This window comes from Roseateles sp. AC306, from assembly GCF_979253795.1.
Map to the genome: position 1 here is coordinate 623859 of NZ_CEEDEB010000001.1, position 19991 is coordinate 643849.

A 19991-nucleotide genomic window follows, 5' to 3' on the forward strand; every position below is an offset into this window, starting at 1 on the left:
GCTCGCCGGCGACCGCAGGTAAGCGCATCGCGGGGTAGGGCGCCGCTAAACTGACGGCCCCTTCCCGCCGGAGCGCTCTTGAGCTTCAGCCTGCTGCTGATTGCCCTCCTCATCGCCGCCAGCGCCTTCTTCTCGATGGCCGAGCTGTCGCTGGCCGCATCGCGCCGGCTCAACCTGCAGCAGCGCGCCGACGGCGGCGACGCGCGGGCCGCCAGGGTGCTGGCCGTGCAGGAGCACTCGGGCGACTACTTCACCGTCGTGCAGATCGGCGTCAACACCGTCGCCATCCTGGCCGGCATCGTCGGCGAGGGCGCGTTCACGCCTCATTTCGAGGGCCTGTTCCGACTCGTGGCGGCGCCCGAGATGGCGGCCACGCTGGGCTTTGCGGCCTCCTTCATCAGCATCACGTCGCTGTTCATCGTGCTGGCCGATCTGGTGCCCAAGCGCCTGTCGATGAATGAGCCCGAGCGCGTCGCCATGGCGCTGGTCGGCCCCATGCTGCTGCTGTGCCGCCTGCTCAGGCCGCTGGCCTGGGCGTTCAGCGCCATCACCGAAGGCCTGATCCGCCTGCTGGGCCTGCCGGCCAAGCGCGACGAGACCATCAGCTACCGCGACATCCTGGCCCTCACTGAGGCGGGTTACCAGGCCGGCGTCGTCGCCGATGAAGAGCAGCAGGTCATCGCCAACGTCTTCGAGCTGGACACGCGCACCGTCGAGACCGTGATGACCGAGCGCGAGCGCATCGTCTTCTTCTCGCGCGACGACGACGACGCGCTGATCCGCACCCGCATCGCCGACACGCCGCACTCGACCTATCTCGTCTGCGACGGTGACGTGGACCAGGTGGTGGGCTATGTGGACGCGACCGACCTGTTCCAGCGCGTGCTGCGCGGCGAGCGCCTGTCGCTGCGCGAAGACGGCGGCGTGCTCGTCAAGAAGGTGCTGATCGTGCCGGACCGGCTGACGCTGTCCGAGATGCTGACCCAGTTCCGCGAGGCGCATGAAGACTTCGCCGTCGTCGTCAACGAGTACAGCCGCGTGGTGGGCGTCATCACGCTGAACGACGTGATGAACACGGTCATGGGCAGCCTCGTCGCCCCGCACGACGAGGAACAGATCGTGCGTCGCGAGGACGGCAGCTTCCTGGCCGATGGCATCACGCCGATCCCGGACGTCGAGCGCTCGCTCGGCATCGAGAGCTGGCCGCATGCCGGCACCTACGACACGCTGGCGGGCTTCCTGATGGTGATGCTGCGCCGCATCCCGCGCCGCACCGACGTCGTCGAGTGGGAAGGCTGGCGCTTCGAGGTGGTGGACGTGGACAGCTACCGGGTCGACCAGGTGATGATCACTGCAGTAGCGCCCGCAGCCCGGGAATGACACCGGCAGGGACGTTGACAATGGCGGCATGACTGCCGCACCCGCTACTGACGTCGAGCAACGCGCCGCCGAGTTGCGCGCCGAACTCAACCACCACGCCCATCTCTACTACGTGCTCGACGCGCCCGAACTGCCGGACGCCGAGTACGACAAGCTCTTCGCCGAGCTTCAGGCCATCGAGGCTGCCCACCCCGAGCTGCTGACGCCGGATTCGCCGACGCAGCGCGTCATCGGCGCGGTGCTTGCGGGCCTGACGCCGGTGCGCCATGTCGTGCCCATGCTGTCGATCACGACGGAGACCGACACGACCGAGGGCGGCGCCATCGCCTTCGACGCGCGTGTGCGCCGTGAGCTGGGGTTGTCGGCGAGCGACGCGCCTGTCGACTACAACGCCGAACTGAAGTTCGACGGCCTGGCCATCAACCTGCGCTACGAGGACGGCGTGCTCGTGCAGGCGGCCACGCGGGGCGACGGGGAGACGGGCGAGGACGTCACGCACAACGTCCGCACCATCGGCCAGATTCCGTTGCGGCTCAAGGGCCAGGCGCCGCCGGTGCTGGAAGTGCGCGGCGAGGTCTATATGCGCCGTGACGCCTTCGAGGCGCTGAACGAGCGCCAGCGTGCCAAGGGCGACAGGACCTTCGTGAACCCGCGCAACACGGCCGCGGGCGCCATTCGCCAACTCGATTCCCGCCAGGCACGCGACAAGCCCTTGAGCTTCTACGCCTACGGCATCGGCGAGGTGCAGGGCTGGGCGCTGCCACCGACGCAGTCCGGCCTGCTGGACGCGCTGGCCGTCTTCGGCGTGCCGGTGAGCGACATGCGTGTGGTGGCCGCCGGAACCGCCGGCCTTGTCGCCTTCCACCAGCGCGTCGCCGAGGCGCGCGACGGCCTGCCCTTCGACATCGACGGCGTCGTCTACAAGGTCAACTCCCGCGAGCTGCAGCTCAAGCTCGGCTTCAAGACCCGCGAACCGCGCTGGGCCGTGGCGCACAAATACCCGGCGCAGGAGCAGGTGACGACATTGCTGGCCATCGACGTGCAGGTGGGCCGCACGGGCAAGCTGACGCCGGTGGCGCGGCTCGATCCGGTGTTCGTGGGCGGCACGACGGTCAGCAATGCGACCCTGCACAACGTGTTCGAGATGCGCCGCAAGGGCGTGCGGGTGGGCGACAAGGTCGTCATCCGCCGGGCGGGCGATGTGATCCCCGAAGTGGTGGGCCGCGTGCCGGGCGAGCGCGCCAGCTACGTGCCCAACTTCCGCATGCCGCGCGCCTGCCCCATTTGCAAGAGCGAGGCCGCGCGCGAGAAGGGCGGCATGGACTACCGCTGCACCGGCGGCGTGTTCTGCCCGGCGCAGCGCAAGCAGGCCATGCTGCACTTCGCCGGGCGCCGCGCGATGGACATCGAGGGCCTCGGAGACAAGCTCGTCGAGCAGCTCGTCGACGCCGGCATCGTGCTGAGCCTGCCCGGCCTCTACAAGCTGGGAGTGGCCAAGTTGGCAGCTCTCGACCGCATGGCCGAGAAGAGCGCGCAGAACATCGTCGACGCGCTGGAGAAGAGCAAGGCGCCGACGCTGGCGCGCTTCCTGTTTTCACTCGGCATCCGCCAGGTCGGCGAGACGACAGCCAAGGAGCTGGCGAAGCACTTCGGCACGCTGGACAAGCTGATGAATGCCAGCGTCGAGCAGTTGCTGGAGGTGGCCGACGTGGGCCCGATCGTCGCGGAGAGCATCCACACCTTCTTTGCGCAGCCGCACAACCGCGAGGTCGTCGAGCAGTTGTTGGCGGCTGGCGTGAGCCCGAAGGAAAGCGCAGGCGAGGGCGATGACCGGCCGCGCCCGCTGCTGGGCAAGACGCTGGTGCTGACCGGCAAGTTCCCGACGCTGAGCCGCGATGAAGCGCAGGCGCTGGTGGAAGACGCCGGCGGCAAGGTCAGCGGCTCCGTGTCCAAGAAGACGAACTACGTCATCGCCGGCGAGGACGCGGGCAGCAAGCTCGACAAGGCGCAGGCCCTCGGCATCACGGTGCTGGACGAAGCGGGATTGAGGGCCTTGCTGGCGGGTTGAGCAAAGACCCCCTGGCCCATTCGGGCACGGTCTCGAAGAGGTGGTCGATGAAGGCGCGCGTCTTGGCCGGCATCAGCCGCCGGCTGGCGGTCAGCAGGTGGACGGGCAGCGGCTCGTAGCGCCACTCGGGCAGCACCGGCACCAGCGTACCGGCCGCCACGTCGGACGCCACCATGCCGAAGGGGAAGCTGCCGAGGCCGCCGCCGGCGCGCGTCAGTGACAGCACCAGGCCGATGGAGTTGGCCTCCAGCGGCCCGCGCAGCTGTACCTCGGCGGTCTGCTTGCCGTTCTGCAGCGTCCGGTACATGCCCTTGCCCTGGGTCAGCACGACGAAATCGTGGTGGGCCAGATCGGCCGGCGTCTGCGGCGCCGGACGCGCCTGCAGGTAGACCGGGCTGGCGTACAGGCCGCGCTCCAGCAGCATGTATTGGCGGGCGATCAGGTCGGGCTCGTCCACCGGGCCCATGCGCACGGCCACGTCGTAGGGCTCGTTGAAGAGGTCGACCCGGCGCGGCGTCGTGTCGACTTCCAGTTCGACTTTGGGGTAGCGGCGCACGAAGCGGGCAAAGCTCTCGGCCAGCACCAGCATCGCGAACTCCGCCGGCACCGAGACGCGCAACCGCCCCTGCGGCGTGGCCTCACGCGAGGCAAGCCAGTGGCGGGTCTCGGCGATGTCGTCGTCATGCCGCGCGGCGCGCTCGGCAAGTTGCTCGCCCAGCTCCGTCAGCGTCAACCGGCTGGCGCCGGGCACGAAGAGGCGGGCCCCCACCGAGGTCTCCAGCGCCGTGAGGCGCCGGCTCAGCGTGGCCTTGGGCAGGTCCAGCTGGCGGGCCGCCTCGGAGAGCGATTCGGCCTTGTGGACCTGGGCCAGCAGCAGGAGGTCGTCGATCTTCATTTCGCCTTGGATTTCATTTTGTCTCGTTTCGTTTCCGGAACGGTCCGTTTGAGTTTTGTGGCTGTTCGCCATAAATGGAACTCTCTACAGTCCGGCCCATCATGTCAACCACCCGCCTTCTCCAGCCCCAAAGACAGCGCATCGGCGCCGGCTTCCAGGCCGAGGGCTGGCGGGAGCCGCAGCTGCTGCTCGACCCCTTCATCATGGTCGACCACTTCCGGATGAGCGAGCCGGCGTTCGCGCCGCACCCGCATGCCGGCTTTTCGGCGGTGACCTACCTCTTCGACGACTCGGCCACCGGCATGGTCAGCCGCGACTCGCTGGGCGGCGAGCACGCCATCCCGCCCGGCGGCCTGCACTGGACGCTGGCCGGCCGTGGCGTCATGCATGACGAATTCCCCGCCGAGCCGGGCCGCGAGGCGCATGGCCTGCAGATCTTCGTCAACCTGCCGGCCGACCAGAAGCTGCGCGCGCCCACCGTCATGCGGCTGGCACCCGAGCAGATGCCGCGCCGTGCAGGCGACGGTTGGCGGGCGGTGCAGGTGTTTGGTGCCGACACGGCGCTCGACCTGCCCTGGTCGACGTCACTGGTGCTGGTCGACATCGCCGCCGGCGCGAGCTTCGACCTCACGCTGCCCGAAGGAGAGCAGGGCTTTGCCATCGTCGTCCACGGCCGTGGCCACACCGATGAGCTGCCGCTGTCCACCGGCCGCGCCCTCAGCCTGCCGCTGGGCGCGAGCGCCCGCGTCGCGGCCGATGACGCCCTGCGCCTGGCCTGTTTCTGCGGCCGGCCGCTTCATGAACCCGTCGTGCGCCACGGGCCCTTCGTCATGAGCGACGAAGGCCAGGTGGTGGCGGCACTGCAGCGATTCCAGTCGGGCGGCATGGGCCGCCTCAGCCCGAGATAGTCCCAGATAGATCCAAGACAAAACAAGCAACACAAGAAGGAAAACTGTCATGAACGCACCGCAAGAAAACGCCACCCCGCCCAAGCCCGCCAAGAAGGGCCCGCCCGTACCGCTGATCCTCTTCGGCGCACTGCTGCTGATTGGCGGCATCGGCCTGGGCGGCCGCATGTGGTGGCGCGCCCAGCATCTGGTGGAGACCGAGAACGCCTTCATCGCCGGCCGCCTGCACCCGGTCGCCACGCGTGTGGCTGGTGTCGTCACCGAGATGCACATGCAGGACAACGCGGTCGTCAAGGCCGGCGACGTGCTCCTGCGCCTGGACCCGGCCGACGCCGCCGTGCAGATCGAACGCCTGAAGGCGCAGATCGCCCAGGCCGATGCGGCCATCGCCACCGGTGCCGCGCAGATCGCCCAGGCCAAGGCCCAAGCCGCGGTGACGAACTCGCAGGTCGCCCAGGCCGAAAGCGTGCTGGCCCGCACCGAGCTGGATGCCAAGCGCAGCCAGGCGTTGTTCGGTGCCGAGCTGCGCGCGACCAGCAAGCAGGAGCTGGATGCAGCGCTGGCCGCGCGTGACGTGGCCCGCGCAGACCTGACCGCCCGCAAGGCCGGCGCCTCTGCCGCCAGGGAGGCCATCGTGGCCGCCGAGAGCGCGCGCCAATCCGCCAATGCGCAGAAGGGCGCGACCCAGGCGCTGCTGAAGGACGCGCAGAACCAGCTTGGCTATGTGGAGCTGAAGGCGTCGAGCGACGGCCGCATCGGCAAGCGCACGGTGGAGGTGGGCCAGCGCGTGCAGGCCGGCCAGCAGCTTGCGGCCATCGTCGAGCCCGAGGTCTGGATCGTCGCCAACTTCAAGGAGACCCAGCTCGCGAAGATGAAGCCGGGCCAGAAGGTGCACGTGCACGTCGATGCATTTCCCGGCCAGGAACTGCTGGCGCGTGTCGACAGCTTCGCCCCCGCCTCGGGCGCAAGCTTCGCGCTGCTGCCGCCGGACAACGCGACAGGCAATTTCACCAAGATCGTGCAGCGCGTGCCCGTCAAGGTGGTCTTTGAGCCTGAGAGCCTGAAGGCACTGGGCGAGGCCGCCACGCGCATCGTGCCGGGGCTGTCGGTGCAGGTGGAAGTCGAACTCTGAGGCCCAGGCCATGGGCAACGAAAACTACCTCCCCCCGCCGCCCGACCAGAAGGTCAGCGGCCGCACCTGGCTGGCCGTGCTGGCGAGCCTGCTGGGCGCCTTCATGGCCGTGCTGGACATTGCCATCACCAACTCGTCGTTGCGCGACATCCTCGGCGCGCTCTCAGCCACGCAGGAAGAGGGCTCCTGGATCTCCAGCGCCTACCTCGTCGCCGAGATCGTCGTCATCCCGCTGGCGGGCTTCCTGTCGATGGTGTTCTCCACGCGCCGCTACCTCGTCGTCAACGTCGCGCTGTTCCTGATCTTCAGCACGCTCTGCGGCATGGCCTGGAGCCTGGAAAGCATGATCGTCTTCCGCGCCGCGCAAGGCTTCACCGGCGGCGTGATGATCCCGATGGCGATGACGCTGGTGACGCGCAAGCTGCCGCTCAACAAGCGGCCCATCGGCCTGGCCCTGTTCGGCATGACGGCCACGCTGGCGCCCACGCTGGGCCCGACCATTGGCGGCTATCTGACCGAGCTCTACGGCTGGCCCAGCATCTTCTACATCAACTGGGTGCCCGGCATCCTGCTGCTGCTCGGCGTCAGCATCGGCCTTGAGAAAGAGCCGATGAACCTGCGGCTGCTGCGCGACGTCGACTGGTTCGGCATCGCCTGCATGGCCATCGGCCTGGGGTCGCTCACGGCAATGCTGGAGGAGGGCAATGCCAAGGACTGGTTCCAGAGCCCCTTCATCATCACGGCCGCCGTGCTGGCGGTCAGCGGCATCTACGGCTGGGCCTGGCGCGGCCTGACCCGCAAGAACACCTTCATCGACCTGCACATCCTCGGCCGCCCGAGCTTCCTGATCGCCGGCGTCATCGCCTTCACGACTGGCATGGGCCTGTACGGCTCGGCCTTCATCCTGCCGCTCTACCTGGGGCAGATCGCCAGCTACACGCCGATGCAGATCGGCCTGGTCATCATGTGGATGGGCCTGCCGCAGCTGTTCATCATGCCTTTCGCGGCCAAGCTGTCCACCAAGCTGGACAACCGCGTGATGATGAGCGTCGGCCTGGCGCTGTTCGCCGCGTCGTGCTTCATGAACACCCACATGAGCGCCGAAACGGCCGGCCCCGAGCTGATTGCCGCGCAGATCGTCCGCGCGCTGGGCCAGCCGCTGATCATGATCACGCTGACCAACTTCGCCGTGAACGGCGTGCCGCCGCAGCTGCTGTCCAGCGCCTCGGGCATGTTCAACATGATGCGCAACCTTGGTGGCTCGGTCGGCATCGCGCTGCTGGCCACGCTGCTGACCAACCGCGAGCATCTGCACAGCGCCCGCATCGGCGAGTCCGTCAGCCTCTATGACCCGGCCACGCAGCTGCGCCTGGACCAGCTCGCACAGAACTTCGCGACCAAGGGCTTTGACCTCGCCACGGCGCAGGACATGGCCCTCAAGGCGCTGGACAACGTCGTGCGCCGCGACAGCTTCGTCATGGCCTACAACGATGCCTTCCTGATCCTCGGCATCGCGCTCGCGAGCTGCGTCGCCATCGTCTGGATGAGCAAGAAGGTGCTCGGCGGCGCCGGCGCCGCCGAAGCCGCACATTGAATCGGGAGATCGACATGATCCAACTCAAGACTGTTCTCACCCTCGTCAGCGCGGCCGCGCTTACCGCCTGCACGACGCTGGGCCCCAACTACCAGGCGCCCGCCGCCAATGCGCCCGCCGCCTACCGCGCGGCAGCCCCCGTGGCCGGCGCCGAGCTGCAGCGCGACTGGTGGCTGATGTTCAACGACGCCCAGCTCAACGCGCTCGAAGCCCAGGCCCTGCAGGCCAGCCCGACGCTGGCTGCCGCCGCCGCGCGCATCGAACGTGCCCGCGCCGTCTTCGGCGCCACCAAGGCCGATCACCTGCCGCGCGTCGACCTCGGCGCCAATGCAGGCGGCCTGCGCACCTCCGCCAAGGCGACGACGACGCCGGTGCTGAATGGCCATCCCGTCACCTTCGAGGGCGAGACCTTCGGCCTCTCGGCCAGCATCGGCTGGGAGCTGGACCTGTGGGGCCGAGTGAAGCGCCAGGGCGAATCGGCGCAAGCCCAGCTCGACGCCTCCACGCTGGACGCCGCTGCCGCCCGCGTCGCACTGACGGCGGACGTTGCGAACGCCTACTGGCAATGGCGCGCGCTGGCCGACGAAAACGCTGCGCTGCAACGCCTGCGCGACAGCCGCGCGAACGCGTTCAAGGTGGCGCAGACCCGCTTCGACGCCGGCTCGTCCACCACGCAAGACCTGGAACGGGTGCGCGCCGAACTCGCCGCCGCCGACGCCGACGTCACCGACCTGCCGCGCCGCCAGGCTCTGCTGCTGAACCAGATCGCCGCGCTGACCGGCCAGGCTGCCGCCGAGCTGAAGCTGCAGGCCTCGCCCATGGCCGCGCCGCCGCTGCTGCGCGCCGGCCTGCCGTCCGAGCTGCTGCAGCGACGTCCCGACCTCGCCCAGAGCCTGGCCCAGTTGCACGCCGCCACGGCCCAGGTCGGCATTGCCGAGGCGGCCTTCTACCCTTCCATCAAGCTGACGGGGAGCTTCGGCTACTCCAGCGAAGACCTCGGCTCGCTGATCTCGGCGCCGGCGCGTCTCTACAACGTCGGCCCCAGCATCTCGCTGCCGCTGTTCGAGGGTGGCCGCAACAAGGCCAACCTGGCCTCAGCCAAGGCCCAGGTCGACGAGTCGCTCGCCGCCTTCCGCGGCCGCATGCTGCAGGCCCTGCGCGAGGTGGACGACGCACTCGCCGAACTGCAGGGCCGCGCCGCCACGGTGGACGCGCAGAACCGCACGCTGAGCTCGGCTGCCCAGGCATTGAGCGTGGCCAGGAGCCGCTACGACAAGGGCGCCGTCAGCTACCTCGACGTAACGGAAGCCGAGCGCACGCCGCTGGCGACGGAGCGTGCGCTGGCGCAACTGCGCGGCGCGCAGTGGGCGGCGACGGCGCAGCTTGTGAAGGCGCTGGGCGGCGGCTGGACACCCAGCGGCGGCTGACCGCGTCGTTATGCTGCGGCCCCTGGAGGAGACCCCCATGGACCGCATCACAAGACGTCATTGCCTGCTGGCCGCTGCAGGCAGCGCCACCATCCCTGCGTTGGCCCAGACCGAGGCCGCCGCGTTGCAGACGCTGCTGGAAGCCCGCCTCAAGGACGACGGTGTCGCGCTGGCCGCCGGCCGGCTGAGTGGCGGCAAGACCCAGTTTGCCGGTGCAGCGAAGACCGGCGCTCGCCCCGACGCCGACAGCGTCTTCGAGATTGGCTCCATCACCAAGACCTTCACGGCGTTGCTGCTGGCCGATGCCGTCGTGCGCGGTGAACTCAAGCTCGACGATCCGGTCGAGGCGGCCTTGCGGGACGGCCTCAAGCTGCGCGACAGCACCGGTCAGCCGCTGCGCTGGGTGGACCTGGCCACGCACCGTTCGGGCTTGCCGCGCCTGCCGCCCAACTTCGCACCTGCCAAGCCGGACGACCCGTATGCCGACTACGGCTGGGTCACGCTGCGGCAGTTCCTGAAAGACTGGCAGCCCAGCGTCCCGCGCGACAGCCGCTTCGAATACTCCAACCTCGCCTACGGACTGATGGGCCATGCGCTCGCGTTGCGCCAGGGGACTGACTACGCCACGCTGTTGACCAACCGCGTGCTAAAGCCGCTCGGGCTGACGCCGCACATCGGTTTCGGCCGGCCCTCGCTGCTGCAGGGCCACGACATGCAAGGCAAGCCCGTGTCGGCCTGGCATTTCCAGAGCCCGACTGCCGGGGCCGGTGCGCTGCACGGCTCGGCGCGCGGGCTGCTGCGCTATGCCGAGGCGGCCATGGGCGGCTACGAGCACCCGCTGCGCGAGGCATTCGCGCTGTGCCTGCAGCGCCGGGTGGTCGGCGACGGTTCGAACAGTCCCGTCGGCCTGGCCTGGGGAATGGCCACGGTGAACGGCCGCGCGCTGCTCAACCACGACGGCGGCACGGGTGGCTTCAGCAGTTCGCTGTGGCTGGACCCAGATCGCCGCAGCGCCACCGTCGTGCTGGCCAATGCCCAGGTGCCGGTGGGCGACCTGGCCCTGCACCTCCTCGACAGCGGCGTGCCACTGCGCGACCTGTCGGCCACACGCCAGGCCAGCATCACGCTCGCGGCCGAGCAGTTGCAGCCGCTAACCGGCGTCTACGCGTTGAACCCGCAGTTCAAGCTGACCATCCGTGCCGATGGCCAGCGCCTGTTCGCGCAGGCCACGGGGCAGGGCGAATTCGAGCTGTTCGCCAAGGCGCCTCGCCGCTTCTTCGCCAAGGTCACATCGCTGGAGATCGAGTTCGATGCCGACCTGAAGGGGCTGACGCTGTTCCAGGGCGCCGCCACGCTGCGGTTCGTCAGGGAATAGTTCGCAGCGCCAGCAGCGCGGCCGCCATGCGCGCAGCCGCACCGCGATGGGCGGTGGAGAAGGCGAGGGCGTTGGCGCTCATCGCGCGCCGCTCGGCATCGTCGGCGCACAGCGCCAGGCCGCGCATGACCGCCTCGGCCAGGGACGGGCAACGCACGGCCGCGCCGGCCGCCAGGGCCAGTTCGGCGGCCTCGGCGAAGTTGAAGGTGTGCGGCCCGGCCAGCACCGGGCAGCCGCAGGCGGCAGCCTCGATGAGGTTCTGGCCGCCCAGCGGCTCGAAGCTGCCGCCCAGCAGCGCGACGCTGGCAAGGCCGTAGTACAGCGGCATCTCGCGCATCGAGTCCCCGAGCCAGACATCGGCCTGCAGCGCTTGCGCGGGCGGTTCGTCGGCCCAGGCGCTGCGGCGTGCGAGCTTGAAGCCGGCGCCTTCGATGAGCGCGGCGATCTCGTCGAAGCGCTGCGGATGGCGCGGCACGATGGCCAGCAGCGGGCGCGGGGCAGGGCGCTTCAGCCACTCGGCCAGCAGCGCGGCCTCTTCGCCTTCGCGGCTGACGGCCAGCATCAGCACTGGCCGGCTCACTCGCTCGGCCCAGGCTTGGCCGCGTGCGATCAGCGCTGGGTCGACGGCGATGTCGTACTTGAGGTTGCCGGCGACTTCGACACGCGCCGTGCCGATGGCGCGGATGCGCTCCGCATCAGCCTCGGTCTGTGCGAGCGCCAGCGTCATGCGTCGTGCAGCGGGCCGCATCAGCGCGGCGAACCGTTGCCCCTGGCGCAGGCTCTTCTCGGACAACCGCGCATTGGCCAGCACCATCGGCACGCGCGCATGTTCGGCCTCGCGCTGCAATGTGGGCCAGACCTCGGTTTCCATCAGCACGCCAAGCCTCGGTTGCCAGTGGCGCAGGAAGCGCCGCACGGCGCCGGGCGTGTCGTAGGGCAGCCAGGCCTGGGCGTCACCATCGCGCAGCAAGGCATGGCCGGCCTCGCGGCCCGTTGCCGTCGAATGGGTCAGCAGAATTTTGAGCGATGGCTCGCGGGCACGAAGCGCGGCGATCAACGCGCTGGCGGCGCGGGTCTCGCCGAGCGACACGGCGTGGATCCACAGCCGGCCAGGCTCGGTCGAGCCAGATGAGAAGCCGAGGCGCTCGCTCAGCGCTTGCCGGTAGAGCGCCTCCTTGGCACCGCGCCGCCACAGTCGCAGCAGGTAGAAAGGCGTCAGCAGACGCAACAGTGCCGCGTACAGGGCCAGCGCCAGGCCCTCAGGCATCAGCCACCCTTACGTGCCAGGTCATGCGCGGCCTTCAGGCGGCGCATGACCGGCTCGTTCAGGTGCCGGCTTGCGGGCGTCCAGAGCTGCACCTGACGATCGATCTCGGTCTGCAGGCGGGCGGCCGTGGCGGCGTCGCCCGTGGCCAGCGCCCAGATCGAATATTCGGCGTGGGCCTCGAAGCTGCCGTACTGGCGCACCGCCGCCTCGAAGCTCTCGCGCGCCTCGGCCTGCCGGCCGGTGCCGGCAAAGCTGCGCGCGAGCAGCAGCAGGATCTGGTCGGGCCGGTAGTCGGGCCGCTCGGCCTTCAGCACCTGCAGATGGCTCAGGGCCGCGTCGAAACGCTGGCTTTCGACATAGGCGCGCACGGCGCCGAAGCGCAGGTCGGGGTCGCTGGCGAACGGCCCTTTCAGCGCGCCTTCGTACAACTCGGCCGACTCCCTGGCCTCGCCGGCGTTCAGCAGCGCCTCGGCCAGACGCATCTGGTTCTGGGCCGAGGGCGAGACGTCGTAGACGACGCGCGCCTCACGCACATCGCGGCCCGGGTCCATCGCCCGTGCTGCGGCGGTCACGGCCTTGCGGGCGCCGTGGTCAAGCCGCGAGTTAGGCATGTAGATGGCGAAGAAGTACACCAGGCTGCCCAGCAAGGGGAAGGCGAAGAGGATGAAGAGCCAGTAGAGCTGCTGGCCGCTTCGCACGACATGGACCGCGCAGAGCAGCGCGATCAGGATGTGCAGGCCTCCGATGATTGGCATGTCGTTTCTCCCTGTCTTCGTAGATAAGGCGGCTCTGCGGCCGCTCTGTCCTTAGTGGCCTGCGGCGAACTGCGCGTCCGGCTTCACGCGCTTGAGCTGCGCCAGCACGTCATGCTGGATGCGCTCCAGCGCCTCTGGCGTGTGGCCCTCGAAGCGCAGCACCAGCACCGGCGTGGTGTTGGACGGGCGGATCAGGCCGAAGCCGTCCGCGTATTCGAAGCGCATGCCGTCGATGGTGTTGATCTCCAGAGCGCCCGGCAGGTCGGCCAGCGACACCAGTTCCTTGAGCTGCTTGACCACCTCGTGGTGCTCGCCTTCGGCGCAGGGCACGTTGATCTCGGGCGTGTTGAAGCTGTTGGGCAGGGCCTGCAGCACGGCGCTCGGGTCCTTGGCGCGGGACAGGATCTCCAGCATGCGACCGGCCGTGTACATCGCGTCGTCAAAGCCGTACCAGCGCTCGGCAAAGAAGATGTGGCCCGACAGCTCACCGGCCAGCGGCGCGCCGGTTTCCTTCAGCTTGGCCTTGGCCAGCGAATGGCCCGTCATCCACATCAGCGGCTTGCCGCCGTGCTTCTTGATCCACGGCGCCAGGCGCTGCGTGCACTTGACGTCGAAGATGATCTGCGCGCCCTTGTTGCGCTTGAGGATGTCGGCGGCGATCAGCATGATCTGGCGGTCCGGCATGATCATTTCGCCGTCTTTCGTGACGATGCCGAGGCGGTCACCGTCGCCGTCGAAGGCCAGGCCCAGCTCGGCGCCGGTCGCGTGGACGACGCGCTTCAGGTCTTCCAGGTTCTCGGGGCGGCTCGGGTCCGGGTGGTGGTTGGGGAAGTCGCCGTCGACCTTGGAGAAGATGTCGATGACCTCGCAGCCGAGCGCGCGCAGGATGGCCGGGGCCGACGCACCGGGGATGCCGTTGCCGCTGTCGACGACGATCTTCATCGGCCGGGCCAGCTTGCAGTCGTTGACGACACGGGCGGCGTACTCGGGGACGATGTCCATCTTGGCGCCGCGGCCGCGGCCCTTGGCGTAGTCCTCGGCCTCGATGCGGCGCTTCAGGCCCTGGATCTGGTCGCCGTAGACGGCGGCGCCCTTGAGCACCATCTTGAAGCCGTTGTAGTCCTTGGGGTTGTGGCTGCCCGTGACCATGATGCCGGAGCTGCAACCCTGCTTGGCGCGCGTGGCGGCAACGTAATAGAGCATGGGCGTCGTCACGGCGCCGATGTCGACGACGTCAAGGCCCGTGGAGCGCAGGCCGCGCACCAGTGCCGCCACCAGGCCGGGGCCCGACAGGCGACCGTCACGGCCAACCGCGACGGCCTTTTCGCCCAGGGCCTTGGCCTCGGTGCCGAATGCGCGACCCAGGTGCTCTGCGAGCTCCTCGTTCAAGGTCTGGCCGACGACGCCACGGATGTCATAAGCCTTGAAGATGGAAGCGTGAACCTGCATGAAATGCCCTCGAATACTGGGTTTTGAAATCGCGGCGGATTGTAGGCACGGCCCATGACTGGCCATTTGTCGTGCCGGCTGTCGATCCGTCGCTTATGCAAGGGGCATGCCGCCGGTGCTTCCTACACTCGCGCCCCATGACCTTCTCCGAGGAATTCGCCCAGGCCCTGCGCCACCAGCGCGTGCTGATGAAGCACCGCCCGGACCGGCTGCATGTGCGGCTGCTGATCTACCTGCTCTGGTTCCTGTTCTTCGGCTTCTTCTTCGCAACCTTCCACGGCCTGCAGAGCGGCCGACTGGGCTCGGCGCGCTGGTGGGCCGGCGACCTGCCCGGCCACCTGCTCGTCAGCGCTTGCGTGACCGCCTGCTTCTTCTTCATCTTCCGCGGCTTCGAGAAGCTCGCGCCGCAGCGCTGGATCGACACGATCGTCGGCTGGCGGGACTGGCGCGCCGGGCTGTTCTACACCTCGGCCTCGGTGGCCTGCTCGGCCATCGGCGTCGTCATCGGCCTTGCGGCGGTGGACCAGGTCTGGATGACGCAGAGCTGGAACAGGGCGCTCGCGCAACCGGCGTTCTGGGCCGAGTTCCTCGTCATCTCGGCCGTCATCTCCGTTTTCATCGGCCTGCGCTACCGGGCCCGCTGGAAGCAGGAGGCGATGCAGGCCCGCATCACCGAGGCCCAATTGCGCTTGCTGCAGGGCCAGATCGAGCCGCATTTCCTGTTCAACACGCTCGCCAATGTGCAGAGCCTCATCGACTTCGACCCGGACCGGGCCAAGCTGATGCTGGAGCGCTTCACCGACTATCTGCGCGCCAGCCTCGGCCAGCTGCGCGGCGACAGCACGACGCTGGCCCAGGAGTTCGGCATGCTGGAGGCCTATCTCGGCCTGATGCAACTGCGCATGGGCGAGCGGCTGCGCGTGAACCTGAGCTTGCCTGCCGAACTGGCCGGCTTCGAGCTGCCGCCGCTGCTGGTGCAGCCGCTGGTGGAGAACGCCATCCACCATGGCCTGGAACCCAAGGTCGGCGGCGGCGGGATCAGCGTCAGCGCGCGGCGCGAGGCCGGCCGGCTCTGCATCACCGTCGCGGACGACGGCCAGGGGCTGGATGCACCCAGGCGGCGCGGCGGCAACGGCCTGGCCCTGGACAACATCCGTGCCCGGCTGGCGGCCCGCTGGGGCCCTGGCGCCACCCTTGAACTGCTGCCCCGCGAAGGTGGCGGCACGCTCGCCACCATCCAGATTCCTTTGACAGGCTCCTAGCCATGACCACCGCCCTGATCGCAGACGACGAACCCCATCTGGCTCAGTACCTCAAGGCCCAGCTGGCCCAGGCCTGGCCGGAACTGCAGATCGTCAGAACGGCCGCCCACGGCATAGAGGCCGCCGAGGCGATTGCCGAACTGGAGCCCGACATCGCCTTTCTCGACATCCAGATGCCCGGCCTGACGGGGCTGGAGGTGGCCCAGGGCATCGAGGGCGCGACGCGCGTCGTCTTCGTGACGGCCTACGACCAGTACGCCGTCGACGCCTTCGAGGCTCGAGCCGTCGACTACCTGCTCAAGCCGCTGAAGGCCGACCGCCTGGCACGCTGCGTCGAGCGCCTTCGTGCGGCTCCCGCCGCCACGGCCGATGGTTCGCTGGCCGAGACCCTCAAGCGCCTGCTGCCCTCGACCGCCGGCGCCGCGCCCGCACGGTTGCGCTATGTCCGCGCCGCCCAGGGCGAACTGACGCACCAGGTCCCGGTGGACGAGGTGCTGTTCTTCCATGCCGACGACAAATACACCATCGTGCAGACGGCCGCGGCCGAGCACCTGATCCGTACGCCCATCTTCGAGCTGGCCGGCCAGCTCGACCCCGACCGCTTCTGGCAGGTGCATCGCTCCACCATCATCAACCTCGATCACCTGGCAGGCACGCGCCGCGACGAGCAGAGCCGGCTGTTCGTGCGCATTCGCGGCAAGGGCAACGAGCTGCCGGTGAGCCGCGCCTACGTCCACCTGTTCAAGGCGATGTAGGTTCGTGTCGCGGCGCTAGAGTCGGGGGGCAACGAAAGCCCTGCCGATGATGTTGCGCCGCCATCTGCTGCTGATGCTGTCCGTCACGGGATTGACGCCCGCGACCGCGCGAGCCCAGCACACCAACGAGGTGGCAGACCGCTCAGCTCAGCTCGAATGGGTGGCCGGCGATCTCCCGCCGTTTGCCTGGCGTTCGCCCGCCGGCCCGCGCGGCTATGCACATGAGCTGGTCCTGCTGATGGCGCAGCGCATCGGCCGGTCCACCCAGGTGAGCTACTACCCCTGGGCGCGTGCCGTGCAGCTGGTCGAGCGCAGCGACCGCGTCGGCGTCTTCCCGCTGGCCCGCACGCCGGACCGCGAGACCCGCTTCCAGTGGCTGGTGCCATTGATGAGGGTGCGCTACGTGCTGATCACGCCAGCCACCGACGAGCGCTTGAGCCTGGTCCAGTTGCGTCCCTTGCGCGTGGGCGTCCTGCGCGGGTCACCCATCCTGCGCAATCTGCAGGCCGAGCAGTTCAAGAGCATCGTCGAGGGCAAGGACTACCGGGACCTGCTGCGCATGCTCGTCGGCGGTGGCCTAGATGCTGTCTATGCCGGAGCGCCGATGATCGAGGCGGCCATGGGCGAGTACGGCTACGGCCGCCACCAGTTCACGACCCACCAGGCCCTCGGCGACGCCAGGCTCTACATGGCTGCGTCGCTCGGGCTGGCGCCCGAGGAAGCCCAGCTCTGGCAGAAGGCCTATCAACAGCTGGAGGAGGACGGCAGCGTCGCCCGCCTGCGCCGCCGCTACTTCCCCACCGACAAGCACTGACATCGCGTGGCAGCATGCCGCGTCTGGGTGTCCGAAAACGGCCAGCCGCAGCGACGGTCGGCACCTAGACTGGCTGCATGCTGTCCGAAACCCTTGCGCCCGACGCCGCTTATGCCGCCCTGCAGGCGCATGACGCGCGCTTCGACGGGCGGCTCTATGTAGGCGTCACGTCCACCGGCATCTACTGCCGCCCGGTCTGCCGCGTGCGCTGCCCCAAGCGCGAGAACTGCCGCTTCTTCTCGACCGCCGCCCAAGCCGAGGCGGAGCGCTTTCGTCCTTGCATGAAATGCCGGCCCGAACTGGCTCCGCGCGCGCTGCCGTGGACGACGATGGACGCCTCGCGCACGCTGGCCCAGCAGGCCGCCGCCTGGCTGGACGCCTGCGACGACGCCGAGGCCAGCGTCGAGGGCCTGGCCAAACACCTTGGCATCACGAGCCGCCACCTGCGCCGCATCTTCCAGACGGCGCACGGCGTGTCGCCACTGCAATACCTGCAGACGCGCCGCCTGCTGCTCGCCAAGGCGTTGTTGACCGACAGCACGCTGCCCGTGCAGGAGGTGGCCTACGCGGCCGGCTTTGCGAGCCTGCGCCGCTTCAACGCGGCCTTCATCGAGCATTACCGGCTGCAGCCGACGGCGCTTCGTCGCGAGGGCGGCGGCACGGCGCCTGTATCGAAGTTGCGGTTGAGCTATCGCGAGCCGTATGACGTGGCCGGTGTCCTCGCCTTCCTCGCACCGCGCGCCGTCGCTGGCGTCGAGAAAGTGGAGGAGGGCGCCATCACCCGTTCCCTGGCCCTGACGCACGCGGGCCACCGCCATGCCGGCTGGTTGCGGGTGCGCTTCGACAAGCCCGGCGAGGTGGCCGTCGAGCTGTCGCCCACGCTCTGGCCGGCGGTCGGCTCGCTGCTGCCGCTGCTGCGCCGCTGGCTTGACCTTGACGCCGACCCGCTGGCAATCGCCGCCGCCCTGGGCGAGTGCGGCGTGCCGGGCCAGCGCCTGCCGGGCTGCCTGGATCGCTTCGAGCTGACGGTGCGCGCGGTACTGGGCCAACAGGTCACGGTGGCCGCCGCTCGGACGCTGGCGGGTCGCTTCGTCGAGCGCTTCGGCGAGGCGTTGACTGACGCACCCGAAGGCTGCCAGCGCCTCTTTCCGACACCCGAACGCATTGCCGCCGCAAGCCGCGATGACATCGCCTCGCTGGGCATCATCGGCCGCCGTGCCGACAGCCTCATCGCTTTGGCCACGGCGTGGCCGACGCTGGCCTTTGCGCGCTTCGAGGGCAGCGCGGAAGCGGCCGCGCAGGAGCTGACGCAGATCCCCGGCATCGGCCCCTGGACGGCCGGCTACATGCTGATGCGCGGCTGGAGCTGGCCCGATGCCTTCCCGCCCGGCGATGTGGTGCTGCGCAAGGCCCTCAGCGCTGCCGTTGACGAAAACGGCCCCTTGCTGTCACCCAAGGCCTACCTCGAAGCAGCCGAGCCCTATCGGCCCTTCCGCAGCTACGCCGTCCTTCACCTGTGGAGACACTCATGAACCACCACCATGTTTTGCAACGCCGCATCGAAACGCCCCTTGGCCCGCTGACCGCCGCCCGCAGCGCGACAGGCCTTTCGGGCCTGTGGTTCGACGGGCAGAAGCACCACCCCGGCGCACTCGCCGTGCCTCAAGACGATGGCAGTGACGCGCTGCTGTCTGCCACCGCCGACGCCCTGACGGCCTATTTCAGCGGCAGGCCATTCGAGCTGCCGCCGCTGGACCCGGCCGGCACGGCCTTCCAGCGCGAGGTCTGGCAGGCCTTGCTGGCCATCGCGCCCGGGCAGCCTTCGACGTACGGCGCACTGGCCGGGCGGCTCGGTCGGGCCAGCGCCGCGCGCGCGCTCGGCGCGGCCGTCGGCCGCAACCCGATCTCGGTGCTGGTGCCCTGCCACCGCGTGGTCGGCGCCGATGGCTCGCTGACCGGCTATGCCGGAGGGCTGGAGCGCAAGAAGGCCCTGCTGACGCTGGAAGGTGCCGCCGCATGAAGGCTTTCGACATTGGCGAGCTGGTGTTGCTGGCGGCGCTCTGGGGCGCGTCTTTTTTGTTCATGCGCCTGGGTGCGCACGAGTTCGGTCCGATCGCACTGGCCGCCATGCGCGTGGGCCTGGCCAGCGCCCTGCTGATCCCGCTGCTGGCCGCTCGCGGGCAACTGGAAGAACTGCGCCGGCACTGGAAGGCGCTGCTGCTCGTCGGGGCGCTGAACAGCGCCATCCCCTTCGTGCTCTTCTCCTTCGCGGCCCTGTCCATCACGGCCGGCCTGTCCAGCATCGTCAACGCGACCACGCCGCTGTGGACGGCCGTGGTCGCCTTCGTCTGGCTGCGCCAGGGGCTGACCCGGCTGCGCGTGCTCGGCCTCGTCATCGGCTTTGCCGGTGTGGCCTTTCTGGCCTGGGACAAGGCCAGCTTCAAGCCGGGAGCGGACCACAGCGGTTTCTGGGCCATGCTGGCCTGCCTGGGTGCCACGCTTTGCTACGGGCTGGCGGCCAACGCGACGAAGCGGTTTCTGCAGGGCGCGGCGCCCCTGGTCGTCGCCACCGGCAGCCAGTTCGCCGCCGCGTTGATGCTGGCGCTGCCCGCCGCCTGGCTCTGGCCGGCGGTCCCGCCGGGCGCGGTGGCGTGGGGTGCCGTGCTGGCGCTGGCGGCGCTGTGCACGGCGCTGGCCTACATCCTCTACTTCCGGCTGATGAGCCGTGTCGGGCCGACCAATGCGGTGTCGGTCACCTTCCTGATCCCGCTGTTCGCCATCGTCTGGGGCGCGCTCTTTCTCGGCGAGGCCGTCACGGCGCAGATGGTGGCCGGCGGCGCCATCGTGCTGGTGGGCATCGCGCTGGCGCTGGGACTGGTTGGGAGCAAGGCACGCTGACTCCACCCTGCA

The 19991-nt window shown here is 69.3% G+C and carries 17 protein-coding genes; 13 read left to right on the plus strand and 4 right to left on the minus strand.

Annotated elements, in window-relative coordinates:
- Positions 1-78 precede the first annotated feature (78 nt).
- Together paeA and ligA are read left to right on the plus strand one after the other, a co-directional pair.
- Positions 79-1380 carry a polyamine export protein PaeA gene (paeA, locus tag AC0IZJ_RS02515; RefSeq protein WP_471846317.1) on the plus strand — a complete coding sequence of 434 codons (1302 nt, stop codon included), beginning with the start codon at positions 79-81 and terminating at the stop codon, positions 1378-1380.
- A 28-nt stretch (positions 1381-1408) separates the two neighbouring features.
- Entirely contained in the window at positions 1409-3448 is a 2040-nt protein-coding gene (gene ligA, locus AC0IZJ_RS02520) for an NAD-dependent DNA ligase LigA (protein WP_471846319.1), read from the plus strand.
- On the opposite strand, the gene AC0IZJ_RS02525 is transcribed toward ligA, so the two are convergent.
- A complete protein-coding gene (locus AC0IZJ_RS02525) occupies positions 3402-4343 on the minus strand; it encodes a LysR family transcriptional regulator (protein ID WP_471846321.1) in 942 nt (313 codons plus the stop codon). The two genes, ligA and AC0IZJ_RS02525, sit on opposite strands and share 47 nt — an antisense overlap.
- 101 nt (positions 4344-4444) lie before the next feature.
- On the opposite strand from AC0IZJ_RS02525, the gene AC0IZJ_RS02530 reads away from it, so the two are divergent.
- The 5 genes from AC0IZJ_RS02530 to AC0IZJ_RS02550 are packed head-to-tail and all read left to right on the plus strand — an operon-like array spanning position 4445 to position 10779.
- Positions 4445-5251, plus strand: a complete 807-nt coding sequence (locus AC0IZJ_RS02530) for a pirin family protein (RefSeq protein ID WP_471846325.1) — start codon at positions 4445-4447, stop codon at positions 5249-5251.
- Positions 5252-5300: 49 nt separating this feature from the next.
- On the plus strand, positions 5301-6383 hold the full coding sequence (locus tag AC0IZJ_RS02535) for an HlyD family secretion protein (protein ID WP_471846327.1): 1083 nt from the start codon (positions 5301-5303) through the stop codon (positions 6381-6383).
- Between the two features lie 10 nt (positions 6384-6393).
- Positions 6394-7977 (plus strand): DHA2 family efflux MFS transporter permease subunit, encoded by a 1584-nt coding sequence (locus AC0IZJ_RS02540; protein ID WP_471846329.1) that lies wholly within the window; start codon positions 6394-6396, stop codon positions 7975-7977.
- A gap of 14 nt (positions 7978-7991) precedes the next feature.
- The gene (locus tag AC0IZJ_RS02545; protein WP_471846331.1) at positions 7992-9404 is read left to right on the plus strand and encodes an efflux transporter outer membrane subunit; all 1413 of its coding nucleotides are present in this window, start codon (positions 7992-7994) and stop codon (positions 9402-9404) included.
- Between the two features lie 37 nt (positions 9405-9441).
- The gene (locus tag AC0IZJ_RS02550; RefSeq protein WP_471846333.1) at positions 9442-10779 is read left to right on the plus strand and encodes a serine hydrolase; all 1338 of its coding nucleotides are present in this window, start codon (positions 9442-9444) and stop codon (positions 10777-10779) included.
- Here the strand turns inward: AC0IZJ_RS02550 and AC0IZJ_RS02555 are convergent.
- Genes AC0IZJ_RS02555 through AC0IZJ_RS02565 form a run of 3 tightly spaced genes read right to left on the minus strand, consistent with a single transcriptional unit; the run spans position 10769 to position 14250 of the window.
- On the minus strand, positions 10769-12046 hold the full coding sequence (locus AC0IZJ_RS02555; protein WP_471846335.1) for a 3-deoxy-D-manno-octulosonic acid transferase: 1278 nt from the start codon (positions 12044-12046) through the stop codon (positions 10769-10771). The genes AC0IZJ_RS02550 and AC0IZJ_RS02555 overlap by 11 nt on opposite strands.
- On the minus strand, positions 12046-12801 hold the full coding sequence (locus tag AC0IZJ_RS02560; RefSeq protein WP_471846337.1) for a tetratricopeptide repeat protein: 756 nt from the start codon (positions 12799-12801) through the stop codon (positions 12046-12048). The genes AC0IZJ_RS02555 and AC0IZJ_RS02560 overlap by 1 nt, the downstream gene beginning before the upstream one ends.
- Positions 12802-12852: 51 nt before the next feature.
- Positions 12853-14250 carry a phosphomannomutase/phosphoglucomutase gene (locus AC0IZJ_RS02565; protein ID WP_471846339.1) on the minus strand — a complete coding sequence of 466 codons (1398 nt, stop codon included), beginning with the start codon at positions 14248-14250 and terminating at the stop codon, positions 12853-12855.
- 137 nt (positions 14251-14387) lie between these two features.
- On the opposite strand from AC0IZJ_RS02565, the gene AC0IZJ_RS02570 reads away from it, so the two are divergent.
- The 6 genes from AC0IZJ_RS02570 (at position 14388) to AC0IZJ_RS02595 (ending at position 19979) form a co-directional block, all read left to right on the plus strand.
- The gene (locus AC0IZJ_RS02570) at positions 14388-15512 is read left to right on the plus strand and encodes a sensor histidine kinase (RefSeq protein WP_471846341.1); all 1125 of its coding nucleotides are present in this window, start codon (positions 14388-14390) and stop codon (positions 15510-15512) included.
- A 2-nt stretch (positions 15513-15514) separates the two neighbouring features.
- Positions 15515-16267, plus strand: a complete 753-nt coding sequence (locus AC0IZJ_RS02575; RefSeq protein ID WP_471846343.1) for a LytR/AlgR family response regulator transcription factor — start codon at positions 15515-15517, stop codon at positions 16265-16267.
- 49 nt (positions 16268-16316) lie between these two features.
- On the plus strand, positions 16317-17081 hold the full coding sequence (locus tag AC0IZJ_RS02580) for a substrate-binding periplasmic protein (RefSeq protein ID WP_471846345.1): 765 nt from the start codon (positions 16317-16319) through the stop codon (positions 17079-17081).
- 77 nt (positions 17082-17158) lie between these two features.
- Complete coding sequence (locus AC0IZJ_RS02585) at positions 17159-18613, plus strand: Ada metal-binding domain-containing protein (protein WP_471846347.1); 1455 nt, start codon at positions 17159-17161, stop codon at positions 18611-18613.
- Positions 18610-19101 carry a methylated-DNA--[protein]-cysteine S-methyltransferase gene (locus tag AC0IZJ_RS02590; protein WP_471846349.1) on the plus strand — a complete coding sequence of 164 codons (492 nt, stop codon included), beginning with the start codon at positions 18610-18612 and terminating at the stop codon, positions 19099-19101. The genes AC0IZJ_RS02585 and AC0IZJ_RS02590 overlap by 4 nt, the downstream gene beginning before the upstream one ends.
- Positions 19098-19979, plus strand: a complete 882-nt coding sequence (locus AC0IZJ_RS02595; protein ID WP_471846351.1) for a DMT family transporter — start codon at positions 19098-19100, stop codon at positions 19977-19979. The genes AC0IZJ_RS02590 and AC0IZJ_RS02595 overlap by 4 nt, the downstream gene beginning before the upstream one ends.
- The last annotated feature ends 12 nt before the right edge of the window (positions 19980-19991 follow it).

Bases quoted from the DNA above. Each gene is read 5' to 3' on its own strand.
- AC0IZJ_RS02535 (WP_471846327.1), top strand. From the start codon at position 5,301: ATGAACGCACCGCAAGAAAACGCCACCCCGCCCAAGCCCGCCAAGAAG.
- AC0IZJ_RS02590 (WP_471846349.1), top strand. From the start codon at position 18,610: ATGAACCACCACCATGTTTTGCAACGCCGCATCGAAACGCCCCTTGGC.
- AC0IZJ_RS02585 (WP_471846347.1), top strand. From the start codon at position 17,159: ATGCTGTCCGAAACCCTTGCGCCCGACGCCGCTTATGCCGCCCTGCAG.
- AC0IZJ_RS02545 (WP_471846331.1), top strand. From the start codon at position 7,992: ATGATCCAACTCAAGACTGTTCTCACCCTCGTCAGCGCGGCCGCGCTT.
- AC0IZJ_RS02550 (WP_471846333.1), top strand. From the start codon at position 9,442: ATGGACCGCATCACAAGACGTCATTGCCTGCTGGCCGCTGCAGGCAGC.
- AC0IZJ_RS02560 (WP_471846337.1), bottom strand. From the start codon at position 12,801: ATGCCAATCATCGGAGGCCTGCACATCCTGATCGCGCTGCTCTGCGCG.
- AC0IZJ_RS02570 (WP_471846341.1), top strand. From the start codon at position 14,388: ATGACCTTCTCCGAGGAATTCGCCCAGGCCCTGCGCCACCAGCGCGTG.
- AC0IZJ_RS02525 (WP_471846321.1), bottom strand. From the start codon at position 4,343: ATGAAGATCGACGACCTCCTGCTGCTGGCCCAGGTCCACAAGGCCGAA.
- ligA (WP_471846319.1), top strand. From the start codon at position 1,409: ATGACTGCCGCACCCGCTACTGACGTCGAGCAACGCGCCGCCGAGTTG.
- AC0IZJ_RS02595 (WP_471846351.1), top strand. From the start codon at position 19,098: ATGAAGGCTTTCGACATTGGCGAGCTGGTGTTGCTGGCGGCGCTCTGG.
- AC0IZJ_RS02580 (WP_471846345.1), top strand. From the start codon at position 16,317: ATGTTGCGCCGCCATCTGCTGCTGATGCTGTCCGTCACGGGATTGACG.
- AC0IZJ_RS02540 (WP_471846329.1), top strand. From the start codon at position 6,394: ATGGGCAACGAAAACTACCTCCCCCCGCCGCCCGACCAGAAGGTCAGC.
- AC0IZJ_RS02565 (WP_471846339.1), bottom strand. From the start codon at position 14,250: ATGCAGGTTCACGCTTCCATCTTCAAGGCTTATGACATCCGTGGCGTC.
- AC0IZJ_RS02555 (WP_471846335.1), bottom strand. From the start codon at position 12,046: ATGCCTGAGGGCCTGGCGCTGGCCCTGTACGCGGCACTGTTGCGTCTG.
- AC0IZJ_RS02530 (WP_471846325.1), top strand. From the start codon at position 4,445: ATGTCAACCACCCGCCTTCTCCAGCCCCAAAGACAGCGCATCGGCGCC.
- AC0IZJ_RS02575 (WP_471846343.1), top strand. From the start codon at position 15,515: ATGACCACCGCCCTGATCGCAGACGACGAACCCCATCTGGCTCAGTAC.